The sequence below is a fragment of the Rathayibacter sp. AY1H2 genome (genome assembly GCF_002931985.1).
Classification (GTDB): Bacteria; Actinomycetota; Actinomycetes; order Actinomycetales; family Microbacteriaceae; genus Rathayibacter.
Genome location: NZ_PSUV01000006.1, coordinates 72572 through 90066, shown reverse-complemented (window position 1 = coordinate 90066; position 17495 = coordinate 72572). Strand labels below are relative to the sequence as shown.

Below are 17495 nucleotides of genomic sequence, written 5' to 3'. Positions count from 1 at the left end.
GACGCACCATGCTGGACAACGACTTCACCGAGCAGATCACTGCTCTCCGCTCCACCTTCGCCGACATCCGCGCCGTCATCGACGTGGACGGCCTCCGCTCGAAGATCGCCGAGCTCAGCGAGCAGGCCGGCGCCCCCGACCTGTGGGACGACACGGCCAACGCGCAGAAGGTGACCAGCGCCCTCAGCCACCGCCAGTCCGAGCTCGCGCGGATCACCGCGATCGACCGGCGCCTGGACGACCTCGAGGTGCTCGTCGAGATGGCGAACGAGGCCGAGGACGCCGAGTCCGAGCAGGAGGCGATCGCCGAGCTCTCCTCCCTCCAGAAGGTCATGGGCGAGCTCGAGGTGCAGACCCTGCTCGACGGCGAGTACGACGACCGCCCCGCCGTGGTCACCATCCGCGCGGGAGCGGGCGGCGTCGACGCCTCCGACTTCGCCGAGATGCTCATGCGCATGTACCTCCGCTGGGCCGAGAAGCACAAGTACGCGGCGACCGTCATGGACGCCAGCTACGCGGAGGAGGCGGGCATCAAGTCGGCCACCTTCCAGATCGACGCCCCTTACGCCTTCGGCACGCTCTCGGTCGAGGCCGGAACCCACCGCCTCGTGCGGATGAGCCCCTTCGGCGCCGCGGGCAAGCGCCAGACCTCCTTCGCCGCGGTCGAGGTCATCCCGCTGATGGAGGAGGCCGGGGCGATCGAGATCCCGGACAACGACATCCGCGTGGACGTCTTCCGCTCCTCCGGCCCCGGCGGCCAGTCGGTGAACACCACCGACTCCGCGGTGCGCCTCACCCACCTGCCCACCGGCACCGTCGTGTCGATGCAGAACGAGAAGAGCCAGATCCAGAACCGCGCCGCGGCGATGCGCGTGCTCCAGTCGCGGCTCCTGCTGCTGCAGAAGGAGCAGGAGGCGGCCACCAAGAAGGAGCTCGCCGGCACCATCACCGCGAGCTGGGGCGACCAGATGCGCAGCTACGTCCTCGCTCCGTACCAGATGGTGAAGGACCTGCGCACCGACCACGAGGTCGGCAACCCCTCGCACGTGTTCGACGGCGATCTGGACGGCTTCATCGCCGCCGGGATCCGCTGGCGGAAGTCCTCCTAGCGCGGCTCGGGCGCGTCCCCACCGACGCGCCGCGCGCCCCCTCGGCGGACTCTTCGGGATCGTCGCTTACCCTCGTACCGACATGATTCGCTTCGACAACGTCTCCAAGCAGTATCGGGGCGGCACGAGACCCGCCCTCAACGCCATCGATCTCGAGATCCTCCGGGGCGAGTTCGTCTTCCTCGTCGGCGCCTCCGGCTCCGGCAAGTCGAGCTGCCTCCGCCTGATCCTCAAGGAGGAGCGCCCCTCCTCCGGGTCGATCCACGTGCTCGGGCAGAACCTCGGCAAGATCTCGAGCCGCAAGGTCCCGTACTTCCGCCGCAACATGGGCGTCGTGTTCCAGGACTTCCGGCTGCTGCCGAACAAGTCGGTCTTCGACAACGTCGCGTTCAGCCTCCAGGTGATCGGCAAGTCGAAGGGCTACATCCAGGAGGCCGTCCCGGACACGCTCAAGATGGTGGGCCTCGCGGGCAAGGCTTCGCGCCTGCCCCACGAGCTCTCCGGCGGCGAGCAGCAGCGCGTGGCGATCGCCCGCGCCGTGGTCAACAAGCCGGCCGTCCTGCTGGCCGACGAGCCCACGGGCAACCTCGACCCGACCACGAGCGCCGGCATCATGGCGCTGCTCGAGCGGATCAACGCGGGCGGCACGACCGTGATCATGGCGACCCACGAGGCCGGCATCGTCGACCAGATGAAGCGCCGCGTCATCGAGCTCTCGGCCGGCAGCATCGTCCGCGACGAGAGCCAGGGCGGCTACGGCCAGACCGAGAGCATCACCGTCGTCCACGACGGCGTCGTGGTCGTGGCGGCCGACGACCACGCGGTCGCCGAGCAGCCCGCGCCCCCGGCGATCATCGACAGCGAGCTCGCGCCCGCCGAGGTCCCCGAGATCGACCTGCGCCAGGAGGCCCCGGCCCCGCCGCCCGAGCCGGCCCGCCTCTCGCAGACCGCCGCCCAGCCCCGCGTCCCCGAGGGCCGCCGCTCCGCCGCCGTCGAGCCGGAGCGCGAGCCGGAGCCCGCCGCCGCCCCGCGCGTCGTCGAGCTGCAGAGCCAGACCGGTCCGATCTTCCTCCCCGCCGACACCGGCGCCCTGCCCGAGGAGTCGCTCGCCGCGCGCCTCGGCCTCCGCGCCCACGCGGGCGAGGGCGACGAGACCGGCGACGACCAGCAGAACGTAGGACCCGTCAAGTGAGATTCGCACTGATCTGGTCGGAGGTCGCCAGCGGCCTCCGGCGCAACGTCTCCATGGTCGTCTCGGTGATCCTGGTGACCTTCATCTCCCTCACCTTCGTCGGCACGGCGATCCTGCTCCAGATGCAGATCGGCCAGATGAAGAACTTCTGGTACGACAAGGCGCAGGTCGCGGTGTACATGTGCACCGCCACCTCCGGCGGCTCGAACTGCAGCGGCTCCGACGCCACCGCCGAGCAGATCGACGCGGTGCAGGGCCAGCTCGAGGGCGCCACGCTCGCGCCGTACATCGACCGCTCCTACTTCGAGGACCACGACCAGGCCTACGCGAACTTCCAGGAGCAGTTCGCGGGCAACCCGGTCGCCGAGTACGTCACTCCCGACCTGCTCAACCAGACCTTCTGGATCAATCTGAAGGACCCGACCCAGTCGGACGTCATCGTGGAGAGCCTGTCGAGCGTCTCGGGAGTCGAGAGCGTCACCGACCAGCGGCAGTACCTCGACCAGATCTTCTCGATCCTCAACGCGGCGAGCTACACAGCGATCGGCATCGCCGTCCTGATGCTCGTCGCGGCCGTGCTGCTCATCGCCACCACGATCCGCCTCTCGGCGTTCTCGCGGAGACGGGAGCTGGGCATCATGCGGCTCGTGGGGGCCTCGAGCCGGTTCATCCAGACCCCGTTCATCCTCGAGGGGGTCTTCGCCGCGCTGGTCGGCTCGATCCTCGCGGGAGTCGCGGTGGTCGCCATCGTGCAGGTCTTCGTGCAGGGGTTCCTGGCGTACCGGATCCCGCTGACCTCCTTCGTGGGACTCGACGACGCTCTGATCGTCGTGCCGATCCTGATCGTGGTCGGCATCGTCCTGGCCGCCGTCTCGGCGAACGTCGCGATCGCGCGGTACCTGCGGGTCTGATCCCGGACCGGACGTATACTGGTGGGCTGTCCCGTTCGGGGCGGCCCACCGGTGCATCGCCCCGACGATGCCCGCCCCCTTCATCCGCTCGCGACCCGAGGAGCAGCCGTGCCCAGAGAACAGGGACAGAAGGTCGTCGCGACCAACCGCAAGGCGCGCCACGACTACCTCATCGAGGACACCTACGAGGCGGGCCTCGTGCTCACCGGCACCGAGGTGAAGTCCCTCCGGGCCGGCCGAGCCTCGCTGGTCGACGGCTACGCCTTCGTCGACGGGGGAGAGGCGTGGCTCGACGCCGTCCACATCAACGAGTGGGCGCAGGGCACCTGGACGAACCACCCGCCGCGCCGCAAGCGCAAGCTGCTGCTGCACAAGGCGCAGATCCTCAAGATCCACAACAAGGTGAAGGAGGGCGGGTACACACTGATCCCGCTCTCGCTGTACTTCAGCGACGGCAAGGCCAAGGTCGAGCTGGCCGTGGCCAAGGGCAAGAAGGACTACGACAAGCGCCAGGTCCTCCGAGAGCGCCAGGACCGCCGCGAGGCGGACCGTGCGATGTCGACCCGCCGCCGCCTCGGCGAGTAGGCCCCGGCGGGCACTGTCCGACGGGTGCCGCGCAAGCCTCTTCTTCGCGCCCCGTGCTTTGGGAGACTGGGGCGCGTGACCTCCCCCGAGAACAGCGCCCCCGCCGCCCTGAGCGCCGCCGACGAGAAGACGCGGTGGCGCGCCTTCGCGGTGAGCGTCGGAGTCGCGGCCATCACGATCCTCGACCTCTCCAAGGTCAACGTCGGCCTGCCGTCGATCGAGCGCTCGCTCGGAGCGGACGCGAGCCAGCTGCAGCTGATCGTCGCGGGCTACGCGCTCGCCTTCGGACTGGCGCTCGTGCCGGCCGGTCGGCTGGGCGACATCCGCTCGCGCCGCCTGCTGTTCCTCATCGGGCTGACCGCGTTCACGGTGACGAGCCTGCTCTGCGCGCTCGCGCCGTCGATCGAGCTGCTCGTCGTCGCGCGCTTCCTGCAGGGCGTCGCCGCGGGCATCCAGATGCCCCAGGTCCTCGGGCTGGTGCAGCAGATGTTCACCGGCGCCGAGCGGGCCCGGGCCTTCGGGGTCTTCGGCGCGACCATCGGCCTGTCGACCGCCTTCGGCCCGACCCTCGGCGGCCTCCTGATCGCGATCGGCGGCGAGCAGGACGGCTGGCGCCTGCTGTTCTGGATGAACATCCCGCTGGGCGTCGCCGCGCTGGTCTTCGCCTGGAAGCTCATCCCGAAGAAGCGCTCGCGGCCCGAGGGAGACCGGTCCCTCGACCCGGTCGGCCTGCTCCTGCTGGCGGTCGCGATCTTCGCGTTCATGCTGCCGTTCCTGCTGACCACGGGCTCCTCCTCGGACTCGCCCTACCGCTGGTTCTGGCTGGTCCTCGCCGCGGCCGCCGCCGCCGTCTTCGTGCGCTGGGAGGCGCACTACGCCGCGTCGGGGCGGACGCCCGTCATCGACTTCCGCATCTTCCGGACCAGCTCCTACCGCAACGGCATCCTGGTCGCGACCTCCTACTTCGCCGCGATCCCGGCGACCTTCCTCCTCACCACGCTCTTCCTCCAGCAGGGGCTCGGCCTCGAGCCGGTGTTCGCCGGCATGGTGAGCATCCCGTTCGCGCTGACCTCGGCGGTGACAGCCTGGTACGGCGGCAAGCTCGTGCAGCGCTACGGCCGCGCACTGGTGGTGCTCGGCATCGTGCTCGTGGTCATCGGCTTCACGCTCGTGCTGCTCGCCGCCGAGCTCCTCCCGGCCGAGACCGCCGCCTACGGCATGGGTGCCGCGATGCTCGTCGCCGGGGCCGGAGGCGGCTTCGTCGTGTCGCCGAACCAGACGCTCACCCTCGCCGAGATCCCGCCGGCGCAGGGCGGCGTGGCGGGCTCCGTGGGCCAGCTCGGCCAGCGCGTGGGCACCGCGGTCGGCACCGCCTGCGCCTCCGCCGTCTTCTTCGCGACCCTGGCGAGCGAGCAGGGGATGGCGGAGGGGCTGGACCGGTACCACGACGCCTTCCGCAACGGCTACTTCGTCACCCTCGGGCTGATCGCGCTCGCGCTCGTGCTGGGTCTGCTCGATCTGCGCCGCCGCCGGGTGACCGCCCGCGGAGCTGAGGTAGACTAGGACCCGTAACTCCACAGTGTGCGACGAACGACCCACTCCAGCGGCCTCCGGGCCGTCGAGTGCTCGCGGGGATGATCGGTTTCGACATTGCCTGCGAAACTGCGAGAAGCGGGTCGAGGATCCAGGGTCATCTCGTCAACGATCCCTGGAAAACACAGGTGCCGAACAGAAGCGCACCGACTTCGCTCTCGCTGCCTAAGCCAGAGTAGATAGTCCGTCAGCCCGTGGGTGCGTCCTCGCCCCGGATCCTGGCGTCATCTAGAGGACTTGCTGCGTCGTTACGCCTGAGGGCGACGCGGGACTTGCACTCGGGCTGGGCCCGTCGACCGATGCGCCGATGGTAACGGTCGGGGCCGAGCAGAACGCTCTCATCGGCTACACCCGTAGAAGGCGCAGAATCACAGCGATGGACGGGGGTTCGATTCCCCCCATCTCCACCACCGGTCGTCGTCGCACACTGGGAGCTCCGCTCCGCCGCCCTCACGACGGTCGCACGTCGAGCTGTCTGATCCGCCCGTAGAGGGTGAGCATCGCCAGCCGGTCGTCGTCGTGCGCCGGGCCGGCGAGAGCCTGCGGCGGGGCCCAGTCCCGGTAGAGCATGCCGGGCGCCAGCACGGCGACGGCGGTGCCGGCCGGGTAGTGGGCGCTGCGGTCCACCGGCAGCTCGGCGAACGCATCGGGCAGGAGCCGGTGCAGCACCTCCAGCAGAGGACGGAGGCGTACTGCTCGCGCCTCGTGCACGGAGAGGGTCACGGCGTTCATCGCGGCGAGCGCGGCCACCAGGTGCTCGGCGGCGGCGTCGTCGTCGCACCGCTCGGTGACCAGCAGCGAGACCACACCACGCGGCTTCAGCCAGCCGAGCGTGGCGGCCTCGGCGTCGCCGTCCACCGAGACGACGCGGTCGGAGGCGTGGGCGTAGTCGTGCAGGAGCCGCGACCAGACGTCGCCCGGGCCGGGCCCGTCGACCTGCGCGACCGCCTCCGCCGCGGCGAGCAGGGAGCTCTGCCGGTGGAGCCTCGGGAACAGGCTGTCCGCCGGTCCCCAGTGCTGCTCGGCCGTGCGCGAGCGCTCGGGGGGTTCCTGGTCGTGCCGGTCCTGCATGTCGACTCCTGAGCCGCCGGTCTCCGCGCCCCCTCGCGCCTGCCGTTCGTCCCTTCACCCTGCGCTCCGACGGAGCGCGTGTCAATGAGCCGAACGGGGGTCGATCGGAGCCGTGGTCAGCGAGCGGAGCCGAAGAGGCTGCCGGTGGTGGAGTCGTCGGCCGGATCGAGGACCGCGCAGACGATCGTGCGGTCCCCGTGGCGCCAGCCGACCTCGGAGGGGACGAGCGAGCGGTACTCGAGGGCGGAGTCGCCGTAGGCGATCCCCATCACGGCGCCGAACTCCGGCTCGCAGCCCGCCTCGGCCTGGGCGAGCAGCGTGTTGCGGCTGGAGTAGCGGTCTCCGGGCTGCGCGAACGTGTGGAAGACCTCCAGTGCGTGCTCCTCGGCGCACGGGACGACGTCCACGTCGGCGATGCGGTCGTCGCCCGGGTCGGCCAGGCAGTCGCCGCGCCGCAGCGAGAACACGTCGGTGACGCCGGCGGTCGCCACCGTGCCGCCCTCGTCACGCACGGCCTCCGGGCCGTCCGGCCCGACGACGGAGGAGCAGCCCGAGAGGAGCAGGAGGAGCGCCGCCGAGGCGAGCGCGGCCGTCCGGCTCCTCATCGCGGCGCCACGATCGCGAGCACCTCGTCGTGCAGCAGGCCGTTGGTGGCGACGGCGCTGCCGTGCCACGGCCCGTCCTCCCCGTCGGCGGAGGTGAAGCGGCCGCCCGCCTCCTGCACGATCGGCACCAGGGCCGCCAGGTCGTAGGGCTTCACGTCGAACTCGCCCGCACCGTCGAGGAGACCCTCGGCGACGAGCATGTAGGGCCACGCGTCCCCGTACGCCCGGTCGCGCCAGACGGCGCCGGCGAGCTCGAGCAGCTGCGGGAGACGGCCCGCGCCCTCCCACTGCTGAATGCTGTTGTAGCTGAAGGTCGCCGAGGCGAGCGTGTCGATCCCCGAGACGCGCAGCGGTCGCGGCTCGGCCCCGGCCTCCAGCTCGACGGCCCAGGCGCCGGAGCCCTCGGCCGCCCACCAGCGCGTGCCGAGAGCGGGAGCGGAGACGACTCCGACGACGGGGACGCCGTCGACCGCGAGCGCGATCAGGGTCGCCCAGATCGGGACGCCGCGGAGGAAGTGGGCGGTGCCGTCGATCGGGTCGAGGATCCACTGCCGCGAGGCCTCGCCCGAGGTGCCGAACTCCTCGCCGAGGATCGCGTCGTCCGGACGCTCGGCGGCGAGCAGCGCGCGGATCGCCTCCTCGACGGCGCGGTCGGCGTCGGTGACCGGGGTGCGGTCGAGCTTCGTGTCCACGACGAGGTCGAGCGCGCCGAACCGCTCCCGCGAGATCGCATCGGCCGCGTCCGCCAGGCGGAGGGCGAGTCGGAGGTCGTCGTCGAAGCTCTGGTCACTGCTCTGCGGGGTCACGCGACCACGATACCGGTGGGTCCCGCGGAGCCTCCGATCGCTGCCGCGGGCTTTCCGTCGCACTCGATTTGACGAGACGGGGGGAGACGCTGGTAGTGTGATCCCTCGGTTCGGCACGCACGATCAGCCGGCCGGAACGCACCTCTAGCTCAATCGGCAGAGCAACTGACTCTTAATCAGTGGGTTCTCGGTTCAAGTCCGAGGGGGTGCACCACCAGCCCCGCACCTCCTCGTGAGGTGCGGGGCTTCGTCGTTCCCGGTCCGTGTCCGTTCCCGACCTCCTCCGAGCGCCCGCAGGGGGAGCGCCGGCCCGTGCTCACTCGCTGGAGGGTGCGGCGGTCGACGGGTCGAAAGGCGGCAGGACTCCGCGGAAGCCGACGCTCGTGGAGCCGATCCCGATGTCGAGCGCGTCCGAGGCCCGGGCCTGATCGGCGGCGGCGGCGGTCAGGCTCAGGGTGATGCCCGTCCGCGTGAAGGCCCGGGCGACGGTGCTCCAGGCCGGGTCGACGTCTCCGTCCGCCGACGCCAACAGGCGCCTGAGCATCCGCACGGTGTCCGGCGCAGAATGCGGACCGACCCCCGTTCGCGTGGCAGGATCTCCGTTCGCTTCCGTTTCCCCTCCAGAAAGGACCGATGTGCCCGAAGACGTCCTCCCCGTGATCGGCTCGATCGCGCTCGCCGTGGTGATCGCGGTCGTGATCGCCGTGGTCGCGACCGCCGTCGTCGCCCTCGTGCTGCGCTCGGTCGGCAAGCGCAAGACCTGGGCGCGCCTGCTGATCCGGCGTCTGCGCATCCCGTTCCGCGTGCTGCTGATGACCATCGCGGTCTGGGCCGCGCTCGCCGCCACCGTGTCGGGCGACCCCTGGCCGGGTCTCGTGCAGCGGGTGTTCCAGATCGCCACGATCGGCGCGGCGGCGTGGGTGATCGGATCCCTGTTCGTGTTCCTCGAGGACCTGGGCGCCGAGCGCTACCGGACCGACACGGCCGACAACCGCCGGGCACGCCGCCTCCGCACGCAGATGACGATCATCCGGAGGGTCGCCGTGGCTGCCGTCGTGGTCATCGCGATCGGCGCCTCGCTGCTGACCTTCCCCGAGGCCCGCACGGCCGGTGCGAGCCTCCTGGCCTCGGCCGGCGTGCTCTCGATCGTGGCGGGCCTGGCCGCGCAGTCGAGCCTCACGAACATCTTCGCCGGGATGCAGCTCGCCTTCAGCGACGCCATCCGCCTGGACGACGTGGTGATCGTCGAGACCGAGTGGGGGCGGATCGAGGAGATCACGCTGACCTACGTCGTCGTCCACCTCTGGGACGACCGCCGCCTGGTGCTGCCCACGAACTACTTCACGACCCAGCCGTTCCAGAACTGGACCCGCACCGGGTCCGAGCTGCTCGGCGCCGTCGAGCTCGACCTGGACTGGCGGGTCAGCCCCGAGCAGATGCGCGAGGAGCTGCACCGCATGCTCGAGGAGACCGACCTCTGGGATCGGCGCACCAGCGTGCTGCAGGTGACCGACGCGACGGGCGGCTTCGTCCGGATCCGGGTGCTCGTCACTGCGAAGGACGCGCCGACGCTCTTCGACCTGCGCTGCTACGTGCGCGAGCGGCTCGTCTCGTGGCTGCACGAGAACGACCTCGTCGCCCTGCCGCGTCAGCGCGTCGAGATGGAGCGGGAGCCCGCTCCCGCCGCGACCCCGCGCCGGCACGGGTCCTCCGCCCCGGACAACCTGTTCTCGGGCGACGAGCGCTCGAACGAGCGGGGGGCGATGTTCACGGGTCTCATCGACCTGCGGGACACCCCGAAGCGGGACACCCCGAAGCGGGAGCTGCCGCCGCGGGACTGACTCCTGCGAGGACGCCGCTCGCACGGCCGCACCCGGGGTGCGCGCGGCGAGCGGCGTCCCGCAGGGCGGTCAGCGGTTCACGGAGCTCATGTCGGCGTAGCGGTCGCCGACGGGGGCCTCGAGCGAGCCGAGGACGTCGAGCTGCTCCGCGGTCAGCACGAGGGCGTCCGCGGCGGCGTTCTCCTCGATGCGCGAGACGCGCTTGGTGCCCGGGATCGGAGCGATGTCCTCGCCCTGGGCGAGCAGCCAGGCGAGCGCCACCTGTGCGGCGGTCGCGTCCGCCTCTGCCGCCACCCGGTCGACGGCCTCCACGATGCGGAGGTTCGCCTCCAGCGCTCCGTCGGCGAAGCGGGGGTTGTCGCGGCGGAAGTCGTCGCTGCCCAGCTCGGCGACCGAGCGGATGCTGCCCGTGAGGAAGCCGCGGCCCAGCGGCGAGTACGGGACGAAGCCGATGCCGAGCTCGCGGAGGACCGGCAGCACCTCCGCCTCGGGGTCGCGGGTCCAGAGCGAGTACTCGGACTGCACAGCGGTGACCGGGTGCACGGCGTGAGCGCGCCGGATCGTCGCTGGCGCCGCCTCCGAGAGGCCGTAGCCGCGGAGCTTGCCCTCCTGGATCAGCTCCGCGAAGGCCCCGGCGGTCTCCTCGACCGGGACGCCCGGGTCCATGCGGTGCTGGTAGTAGAGGTCGATGCGGTCGGTGCCGAGGCGCGCGAGCGAGCCCTCGACGGCGAGCCGCAGGTTCTCCGGGGAGCCGTCGAGTCCGCGGCCCCCGTCGCCGCGGTGGCGGATCATGCCGAACTTGCTCGCCAGCACCACCTCGTCGCGGCGGCCTGCCAGCGCGCGGCCGAGCAGCTCCTCGTTGGTGTACGGGCCGTAGATCTCGGCGGTGTCGAGGAACGTGACGCCGAGCTCGAGGGCGCGGTGCACGGTGCGGATCGACTCCGCGTCGTCGGTGCCGGCGCCGGTGTAGAACGCCGACATGCCCATCGCGCCGAGACCGAGGCGCGAGACCTCGAGAGCGGCGACGTCGGATCCGAGGGTGATCGTCTTCATCAGTGGGTGGTCCTCTCCTGGTACGCCGCGATCTTGATGTCGATCGCGGCGAGGCTGGCGTGTGTCCGGGCGAGCTGCGCCTCGACCTCCTCGCGGTGCGTCCGGAGCAGCGCGAGGCGCTCCGGCTCCGTGGCGGGCCCGATCCGGAGGAGCCGGGCGTACTCGCGGATCCTCGCGATCGGCATCCCGGTCGCGCGGAGCTTGGTGAGGAAGTCGACCCAGCCGACGTCGGCCGGCCGGTAGCGGCGGTGCTGCGACGAGGCGCGCTCGACCGGGTCGAGCATGAGCCCGGCGCGCTCGTAGTAGCGCAGGGTGTGCACGGTGAGACCGGTGACGGCGGCGACCTGCGAGATCGACAGCACCTCCGGCTCGGCCGGGGCGGCGGTGGCGGTGGACATGGCGTCAACCTACGACTTCGAGTGCGCTCGAGGTCAAGCGGGAGCGGGCGACTCAGCCGACCTCGCGGCTGAAGCCCAGGAGGGCCTCGGCGATGCGGGCGTCCGCCTCCTCGTGGCTGATGGTCGCCTCGCCGTCGCCCGCCTGCGGCCCGTACCAGCCGAAGTCGGCGTGGTTGGCGCCGTCGATCTCGACGAGGTCGGCGGAGGAGGGCAGCCGGACGCTCGCGTCGGCGACCTTCTCCGGCGTGCTGAGCCCGTCCTCCGATCCGCTGACACTGAGGACGGGGAGCCCGGAGCCCGAGAGGTCGTTCGCGCAGTAGCTGCCGAGCAGCACCAGGCCCGCCACCGCCGGGTCCTCGGCCCACTGGCAGGCCTTCACGCCGCCGAGGGAGTGGCCGCCGACGAGCCAGCGGTCGACGCCCTCGGCCTGGCTGGTGAAGGTCTCGAGCGAGCGGAGATCGAAGAAGGCCAGGTGCAGGATCGGCCGCGTGATCACGACGGTCGCCCCGGCCTCGACCAGCGGAGCCAGGGTCGCCTCGTAGGAGGAGGCGTCGACCTTCGCTCCGGGGATGAAGACCAGGCCCGTGCCGGCCAGCTCACCGGTCGAGGTCGGCGTCATCACGAGCGCGTCGTCCGTGCGCTCGACCGCGATCGCCGGATCGGCGCGCACGCGGGCGAGGGCGTCCTCGTCGGGGCCGCTGACGATCGAGCTCCAGGTGAGGAAGCCGAGGACCGCGACTCCGAGGACTCCGCCGATGCTCGCGAGAACGACGCGGCGGCGCCTCATCGGGCTGCCGCGATCGCGTCGGCCGCCTGCACCAGGGCGAGGTGGGAGAGGGCCTGGGGAGTGTTCCCCGCGTGCCGGCGGCCCTCGACGTCGTACTCCTCCGAGAGGAGGCCCACGTCGTTGCAGAGCCCGACGAGCCGGTCCATCAGGGTCCGCGCGTCGTCGATCCGGCCGGAGTCGGCGTACTGCCGGACGAGCCAGAAGGAGCAGGCGAGGAACGGGTGCTCGCCGCCGGCGAGGCCGTCGACCGAGGACTCGGTCCGGTAGCGGTGCAGCAGGCCGTCCTGCAGGAGCACGCGCTCCAGCTCGGCGACGGTGCCCAGCATCCGCGGGTCGTCGGCGGGGACGAAGCCGACCATCGGCAGCACGAGGAGCGACGCGTCGACCTCGGGCGAGCCGTAGGACTGCACGAAGTGGCCGCGCTCGGCGTCGAAGCCCTGGGCCTCGATCTCGGCGCGCACCTCGTCGCGGAGGCGCTCCCAGGTCTCGACCGGACCGGGCAGGCCGTTCTCGCGCACGGCGCGGACGCCCCGATCGAGCGCGGCCCAGATCATGACCCGCGAGTGCGTGAAGTGCCGCGGCTCGCCCCGGATCTCCCAGATGCCGTTGTCCGGCCGCTGCCAGTTGGTCTCGACGAAGCCCAGGAGCGCGCGCTGGAGCGGCCAGGAGAACTCCGTCTCGTCCACTCCGGCCACGCGGGCCTCGTGCAGAGCGACCATCACCTCGCCGATCACGTCCGCCTGGTACTGGTCGACGGCGGCGTTCCCGATCCGCACGGGGGAGGCGCCGTCGTAGCCGGGTAGGCTCGGCATCTCCCGCTCGGGCAGGTCGCGCTCGCCGGCGAGGCCGTACATGATCTGCACGTCCTCCGGCGCGCCCGCGACCGCGCGGAGCAGCCAGGCCCGCCACTTCTGCGCCTCCTGCTCGAACCCGTGCGCGAGCAGGGCCTGCAGGGTGAGCGAGGCGTCGCGGAGCCAGACGTAGCGGTAGTCCCAGTTGCGGGCGCCGCCGAACTGCTCCGGGAGCGAGGTGGTCGCCGCCGCGACGATGCCGCCGGTCTCGTCGTCGGTCAGGGCGCGGAGGGTCAGCAGCGAGCGGACGACGGCGTCGCGGTGCGGCCCGTCGTAGTCGATCGCCGACGCCCACTCGGACCACCAGGAGAGCGTGCGCTCCAGCGCGCGGTCGACGTCGAGGCGCTTCGGCGCCCGCTGGTGCGAGGGGAACCACGCCATCGAGAGGTCGACGACCGCGTCCGCGTCGACGTCGAACTCCGCCGCGTGGGCGTGGTCGACGGCCTTCAACCGCACTCCGCGCACCACGACCGCGTCGGGCCCGGCGACGGCGACGAGCAGCGGATCCTCGTCCGTCCCCTCCTGCCGCACCCACGGCATGGTGCGGGCGTAGTCGAAGCGGATGCGCAGCTCCTGCCGCATCCGGACGGTCCCCGACACTCCGCGCACCCGGCGCACCAGCTCGGCGCGCTCGTCGCGCAGCGGCATCACGTCGACCACCTCGACGACGCCGGTGGGCGTCGTCCACCGGGTGACCAGCGCGAGCGTGTCGCCGAGGTAGTGGCGCTCGCTCGTCGCCTCCCCGTCCACCGGCCGGAGCGACCAGCGCCCCTGGTCGTCGCCGCCGAGGAGGGCGCCGAAGACGGAGGCGGAGTCGAAGCGCGGCAGGCACAGCCAGTCGATCCCCCCGTCGCGGGAGACGAGAGCGGCCGTGCGGCAGTCGGAGAGGACGGCGTAGTCCTCGATCGGGGAGACCATGCGGCGATCCTCTCAGGTGCGGCTGTGGCCTCCCAGTCAAGGCGGAGCGGGGCTCTTCAGCGCCGCCGTAGGGTGAGCCGCATGGCACAGACCGTCTCGACCCTGCTCATCCTCGGAGCGACGGGGGACCTGTCCTCGCGGCTCCTCCTCCCCGCCGTCGGCCAGCTGCTGACCCGCGAGACCGACCGGCGGGTCCACCTCGTCGGCGCGGGACGCGAGGACTGGACCCAGGAGCACTGGCACGAGGTGCTGACCGCCTCCTTCGCCACCGTCGAGGCGCAGGGCGAGGGCGTGGACGCGCTCACCTCCGGCACGCGCTACCAGCAGGTCGACGTCACCGATCCGGAGGCGCTCGCCGCACTGCTCGCGAGCTGCGCCGGTCCGGTGGCGGTCTACTTCGCCCTCCCGCCGGCGATCGCGGCGAAGGCCTGCGAGGCGCTCGCCGCCCACGACCTGCCGGAGGGCACCGTGCTGGCGTTGGAGAAGCCGTTCGGGACCGACGAGGCGAGCGCGCACGCCCTCAACCAGCGTCTCGCCGCGCTGGTCCCCGAGGACCGCATCCACCGCGTCGACCACTTCCTCGGCCGCGCGACCGTGATGAACGTGCTCGGCCTGCGCTTCGCGAACCGGATCCTCGAGCCGCTGTGGTCGGCCGAGCACATCGAGAGCGTCGAGATCGTCTACGACGAGCAGCTGGCCCTCGAGGGGCGGGCGAGCTACTACGACGGCGCGGGCGCGCTGACCGACATGATCCAGAGCCACCTGCTGCAGGTCCTCGCGGTGATCGCGATGGAGCCGCCGTCCTCGCTCGACGCGGCCGACCTCCGGGACGCGAAGTCGATCGTCCTGCGCGCCACCCGCCTGCACGGCGACGACCCCGCCGCGAGCTCGCGCCGCGCCCGCTACACGGCGGGGACGATCGACGGGCGCGAGCTGCCCGCCTACGCGGACGAGAAGGGCGTGGACCCCGCTCGCCGGACCGAGACGCTGGCCGAGCTGGTCGTCGAGATCGACACCTGGCGCTGGGCCGGCGTGCCGTTCACCCTCCGCTCCGGCAAGGCGCTCGGGGAGCGGCGGCGCGAAGTGGTCATCCGCTTCAAGCCGGTGCCGCACCTGCCCCGCGGCTTCGTGGGCACCGAGGCGCCGTCCGTGCTGCGGCTGTTCCTCGCGCCCGACCAGATGTCGCTCGAGCTGAACATCAACGGCCCCGGCGACCCGTACACGCTCGAGCGCGCCTCGCTGGAGGCGACCTTCGGCGCGGGCGAGCTGCTGGCGTACGGCGAGGTCATCTCGGGGATCCTCGACGACGACCCGTCGCTCTCGGTCCGCGGGGACGCCGCCGAGGAGTGCTGGCGCATCGTGCAGCCCGCGATCGACGCCTGGCACGCGGACCGGGTGCCGCTCGACGAGTACCCGGCGGGCAGCGAGGGACCCGGGAGCTGGCCGACGCTCTGACGGGCGGCCGGGGGAGGGTCGGCTACGGGGGATCTCGGGACGGCGGCGGTGCCGCCTCCTCGATCAGCGGGAAGGGCGACGTCGCTCGTCGGGTCGGCCGGAGGGCGAGCCCGCCGGCCGACCGCTCGGGTCAGGAGCGGGTCGCGACGGGGGCGTCGGCGGCGACGTCGGCGGGGGCCGGCTCCGCCCAGACGGCGATCGGCTTCGGCTCCCAGGTGAGGGCGGCCGGCTCCACCGGGGGAGTCGAGGCGCGCATCACGGGGATCGCCTCGGTGACCGGGGACGACGTCCGCTCGGCGCCGGCGCGGAGCTGCTCCTCCTGGATGGCGGCGGAGAGCTCGTGGGCGAGGGAGCGCGCGAGCATCCCGTGGAAGATCGGGTCGCGGTCGTCGTGGCTGCGGCGCGTGACGACCCAGGCGCCCTCGGATCCGACGAAGGCCGCGAGGCGCTCGTGGACGACGGCGAAGAGCTCGTCCTGCGTGAGGACGGGGGCCTCCTCGACGACATCGGGGGCCGGCTTGCGACGCCTCAGACGAAACCTCATGACGAACCCCGTTTCCCGTGCCGGCAGCGACTGGGAACAGTGTCGCCGCCATCGGGTCGGGAGACCGGCTGACACGCCGCCCCGCGGGGAGGCGGCGCATCAGGAGGGCCTAGCGGTCGCGCTTCTTGCCGCGCTCCTCCTTGACGATCTCCTTCGAGTCGTAGGACACGGAGCCCAGGGCGACGGTGACCGAGATGGCCCAGCTGACCCACTGGAGGGCCAGGCGCCAGTCGCGCGGGCCCTTGCGCGTGGTCTGCAGGATCGACCAGCCGCCGACGATCGCGCTGATGACGCTGGAGTTGAGGATGAACTTGCGCATGCGTGTGCCTCCCGTGTTCACCCCGACGCTAGCGGGTGCGAAAGCTCTCAGAGGAACGCTTGACAGCACCGAGGGGTTGTCCCGCTACGGTGGACCGCCGCCGGGACCCGAATCCTCGAGCCGGGGCACGCCGAGGAGAACGGGAACGACATGCGCACGGCTGTGATCGGGGCGGTGCTGCTCGTCGTCGGGGCGGTGGCCGTCGTCACGGGGGTCCTCCCGATGGACGCGCTGGGCGAGCTGGTCGAGCGGACGGCGCCGATCCTCGGCTTCGTGGTCGCGGTGACCGTGGTCGCCGAGCTGGCCTCCGAGGCCGGCGTCTTCACCGTGGTCGCCGAGCGCTCCGCCGAGTGGGGCCGCGGGCGGACCGCGGTGCTCTGGCTGCTGGTGGTGGCGATGGCCGTCGTCAGCACGGTGTTCCTCTCGCTCGACACGACCGCCGTGCTCCTGACCCCGGTCGTGGTCCTGCTCGCGGCGCACGTGCGCGTCCCGCCCCTGCCGTTCGCGATGGCCACGGTCTGGCTGGCGAACTGCGCCTCCCTCCTCCTCCCCGTCTCGAACCTCACCAACCTGCTCGCGCAGCGGCGCCTGGGGGTCGAGGGCCCCTTCGCCTTCGCCGCGCTGACCGCGGTGCCCGCGCTCGTCGCGGCCGTCGTGCCCGTGCTGATCCTCGCGATCCGCTACCGGCGCGAGCTGGCCGGGCGCTACACCCCGGGGGAGCGGACGCCGGTGGAGGACCGGGTGCTGCTCGTCGGCGCGGGGACCGTCGTGGCGCTGCTCCTGCCGGCGCTCGTCTCGGGCCTCGAGGTGTGGATCCCGGCGACGGTCGCCGCGGTCGCGCTGATCGTCCTCTTCGCGGTGCGCCGTCCCGCGGCGCTCACGCCCGCCCTCCTGCCGTGGCAGCTCGTCGTGTTCGCGTCGGGCCTCTTCGTGGCGATGGAGGCGGCGCACCAGCTCGGGCTGGGCGCGGCGCTCGCCGTGGTCGCGGGGGAGGGGAGCGGGACGCTCGACCTGCTGCGCCTCGCCGGCTCCGGCGCGGTCGCCTCCAACCTGGTCGACAACCTGCCCGCCTACCTCGCCCTCGAGCCCGTCGCGGCGGATCCGCTCCGCCTGGTCGCCCTGCTGATCGGCGTGAACGCCGGGCCGCTGATCACCCCGTGGGCCTCGCTCGCCACCCTGCTCTGGCACCAGAGGCTGACCGCGCTGGGCGTGCACGTCTCGTGGCGCCAGTACGCGCTCCTCGGACTCGTCGCGGTCGTCCCGACGGTGGGCGGAGCGACGCTCGCCCTCGCCCTCGTGCAGGGCTGACCCCCCGTCCCCCGAGCGGGGCCGGCTGATAGCCTCGACGGGCACGACGACGGCTCGACCGACGAAAAGGGACCACCATTCCTCCGCACTCCGCCTCCGCCTCCTCCGCCGCTGACAGGACCGACGCCGGGACCTCGGGAGGGACCGAG

The 17495-nt window shown here is 72.2% G+C and carries 18 protein-coding genes, 1 tRNA gene and 1 other RNA gene; 10 read left to right on the top strand and 10 right to left on the bottom strand.

What is annotated here, in order from left to right; translation table 11 throughout:
• Positions 1–8: 8 nt before the first annotated feature.
• From prfB to ssrA, 6 genes are all read left to right on the top strand, one after another.
• Positions 9–1109, top strand: coding sequence for a peptide chain release factor 2 (gene prfB / locus C5C29_RS06580; protein WP_104226967.1), 1101 nt, complete (start codon positions 9–11; stop codon positions 1107–1109).
• Between the two features lie 82 nt (positions 1110–1191).
• A complete protein-coding gene (gene ftsE / locus C5C29_RS06575) occupies positions 1192–2301 on the top strand; it encodes a cell division ATP-binding protein FtsE (protein WP_104223560.1) in 1110 nt (369 codons plus the stop codon).
• Positions 2298–3212, top strand: a complete 915-nt coding sequence (gene ftsX, locus C5C29_RS06570; RefSeq protein ID WP_104308134.1) for a permease-like cell division protein FtsX — start codon at positions 2298–2300, stop codon at positions 3210–3212. Before ftsE ends, ftsX begins: the two co-directional genes overlap by 4 nt.
• Before the next feature lie 108 nt (positions 3213–3320).
• Complete coding sequence (smpB, locus tag C5C29_RS06565) at positions 3321–3797, top strand: SsrA-binding protein SmpB (RefSeq protein WP_104223558.1); 477 nt, start codon at positions 3321–3323, stop codon at positions 3795–3797.
• Between the two features lie 75 nt (positions 3798–3872).
• Positions 3873–5360 (top strand): MFS transporter, encoded by a 1488-nt coding sequence (locus tag C5C29_RS06560; RefSeq protein ID WP_104223557.1) that lies wholly within the window; start codon positions 3873–3875, stop codon positions 5358–5360.
• A gap of 67 nt (positions 5361–5427) precedes the next feature.
• Positions 5428–5800, top strand: a transfer-messenger RNA (tmRNA) gene (gene ssrA, locus C5C29_RS06555).
• 40 nt (positions 5801–5840) lie between these two features.
• Here ssrA and C5C29_RS06550 read toward each other — a convergent pair.
• From C5C29_RS06550 to C5C29_RS06540, 3 genes are all read right to left on the bottom strand, one after another.
• Positions 5841–6461, bottom strand: a complete 621-nt coding sequence (locus C5C29_RS06550; protein WP_104223556.1) for a hypothetical protein — start codon at positions 6459–6461, stop codon at positions 5841–5843.
• Positions 6462–6577: 116 nt separating this feature from the next.
• Positions 6578–7066, bottom strand: a complete 489-nt coding sequence (locus C5C29_RS06545; RefSeq protein WP_104223555.1) for a septum formation family protein — start codon at positions 7064–7066, stop codon at positions 6578–6580.
• On the bottom strand, positions 7063–7872 hold the full coding sequence (locus tag C5C29_RS06540; RefSeq protein ID WP_104223554.1) for an inositol monophosphatase family protein: 810 nt from the start codon (positions 7870–7872) through the stop codon (positions 7063–7065). Before C5C29_RS06540 ends, C5C29_RS06545 begins: the two co-directional genes overlap by 4 nt.
• Positions 7873–8010: 138 nt before the next feature.
• Here C5C29_RS06540 and C5C29_RS06535 point away from each other — a divergent pair.
• Positions 8011–8086: transfer RNA gene (locus C5C29_RS06535), tRNA-Lys, on the top strand.
• Between the two features lie 102 nt (positions 8087–8188).
• Here C5C29_RS06535 and C5C29_RS17085 read toward each other — a convergent pair.
• Complete coding sequence (locus C5C29_RS17085) at positions 8189–8416, bottom strand: hypothetical protein (protein WP_181074937.1); 228 nt, start codon at positions 8414–8416, stop codon at positions 8189–8191.
• A gap of 91 nt (positions 8417–8507) precedes the next feature.
• Here C5C29_RS17085 and C5C29_RS06530 point away from each other — a divergent pair, with 91 nt between their 5' ends.
• Positions 8508–9713: a mechanosensitive ion channel family protein gene (locus C5C29_RS06530; RefSeq protein ID WP_258062259.1), complete on the top strand. Its 1206-nt coding sequence runs from the start codon at positions 8508–8510 to the stop codon at positions 9711–9713.
• 69 nt (positions 9714–9782) lie between these two features.
• On the opposite strand, the gene C5C29_RS06525 is transcribed toward C5C29_RS06530, so the two are convergent.
• Genes C5C29_RS06525 through C5C29_RS06510 form a run of 4 tightly spaced genes read right to left on the bottom strand, consistent with a single transcriptional unit; the run spans position 9783 to position 13720 of the window.
• Entirely contained in the window at positions 9783–10766 is a 984-nt protein-coding gene (locus C5C29_RS06525) for an aldo/keto reductase (protein WP_104223552.1), read from the bottom strand.
• Complete coding sequence (locus C5C29_RS06520) at positions 10766–11164, bottom strand: MerR family transcriptional regulator (RefSeq protein WP_104223551.1); 399 nt, start codon at positions 11162–11164, stop codon at positions 10766–10768. The genes C5C29_RS06525 and C5C29_RS06520 overlap by 1 nt, the downstream gene beginning before the upstream one ends.
• 52 nt (positions 11165–11216) lie before the next feature.
• Entirely contained in the window at positions 11217–11951 is a 735-nt protein-coding gene (locus tag C5C29_RS06515; RefSeq protein WP_104223550.1) for an alpha/beta hydrolase, read from the bottom strand.
• On the bottom strand, positions 11948–13720 hold the full coding sequence (locus tag C5C29_RS06510; protein WP_104223549.1) for a glycoside hydrolase family 15 protein: 1773 nt from the start codon (positions 13718–13720) through the stop codon (positions 11948–11950). The genes C5C29_RS06515 and C5C29_RS06510 overlap by 4 nt, the downstream gene beginning before the upstream one ends.
• Positions 13721–13801: 81 nt before the next feature.
• Here C5C29_RS06510 and C5C29_RS06505 point away from each other — a divergent pair, with 81 nt between their 5' ends.
• Positions 13802–15175 (top strand): glucose-6-phosphate dehydrogenase, encoded by a 1374-nt coding sequence (locus C5C29_RS06505; protein WP_181065465.1) that lies wholly within the window; start codon positions 13802–13804, stop codon positions 15173–15175.
• A gap of 130 nt (positions 15176–15305) precedes the next feature.
• Here the strand turns inward: C5C29_RS06505 and C5C29_RS06500 are convergent, their stop codons facing one another.
• The gene (locus C5C29_RS06500; RefSeq protein WP_104223547.1) at positions 15306–15719 is read right to left on the bottom strand and encodes a hypothetical protein; all 414 of its coding nucleotides are present in this window, start codon (positions 15717–15719) and stop codon (positions 15306–15308) included.
• Positions 15720–15828: 109 nt separating this feature from the next.
• Positions 15829–16038, bottom strand: coding sequence for a hypothetical protein (locus tag C5C29_RS06495; protein ID WP_104223546.1), 210 nt, complete (start codon positions 16036–16038; stop codon positions 15829–15831).
• A 150-nt stretch (positions 16039–16188) separates the two neighbouring features.
• Here C5C29_RS06495 and C5C29_RS06490 point away from each other — a divergent pair, with 150 nt between their 5' ends.
• Entirely contained in the window at positions 16189–17346 is a 1158-nt protein-coding gene (locus C5C29_RS06490) for an SLC13 family permease (RefSeq protein ID WP_104223545.1), read from the top strand.
• Positions 17347–17495: the final 149 nt, after the last annotated feature.

Coding starts and splice junctions, on each gene's coding strand:
- C5C29_RS06545 (WP_104223555.1), bottom strand. CDS start 7,066: ATGAGGAGCCGGACGGCCGCGCTCGCCTCGGCGGCGCTCCTCCTGCTC.
- C5C29_RS06550 (WP_104223556.1), bottom strand. CDS start 6,461: ATGCAGGACCGGCACGACCAGGAACCCCCCGAGCGCTCGCGCACGGCC.
- ftsE (WP_104223560.1), top strand. CDS start 1,192: ATGATTCGCTTCGACAACGTCTCCAAGCAGTATCGGGGCGGCACGAGA.
- prfB (WP_104226967.1), top strand. CDS start 9: ATGCTGGACAACGACTTCACCGAGCAGATCACTGCTCTCCGCTCCACC.
- C5C29_RS06495 (WP_104223546.1), bottom strand. CDS start 16,038: ATGCGCAAGTTCATCCTCAACTCCAGCGTCATCAGCGCGATCGTCGGC.
- C5C29_RS17085 (WP_181074937.1), bottom strand. CDS start 8,416: ATGCTCAGGCGCCTGTTGGCGTCGGCGGACGGAGACGTCGACCCGGCC.
- C5C29_RS06490 (WP_104223545.1), top strand. CDS start 16,189: ATGCGCACGGCTGTGATCGGGGCGGTGCTGCTCGTCGTCGGGGCGGTG.
- C5C29_RS06520 (WP_104223551.1), bottom strand. CDS start 11,164: ATGTCCACCGCCACCGCCGCCCCGGCCGAGCCGGAGGTGCTGTCGATC.
- C5C29_RS06510 (WP_104223549.1), bottom strand. CDS start 13,720: ATGGTCTCCCCGATCGAGGACTACGCCGTCCTCTCCGACTGCCGCACG.
- C5C29_RS06500 (WP_104223547.1), bottom strand. CDS start 15,719: ATGAGGTTTCGTCTGAGGCGTCGCAAGCCGGCCCCCGATGTCGTCGAG.
- C5C29_RS06505 (WP_181065465.1), top strand. CDS start 13,802: ATGGCACAGACCGTCTCGACCCTGCTCATCCTCGGAGCGACGGGGGAC.
- C5C29_RS06525 (WP_104223552.1), bottom strand. CDS start 10,766: ATGAAGACGATCACCCTCGGATCCGACGTCGCCGCTCTCGAGGTCTCG.
- C5C29_RS06515 (WP_104223550.1), bottom strand. CDS start 11,951: ATGAGGCGCCGCCGCGTCGTTCTCGCGAGCATCGGCGGAGTCCTCGGA.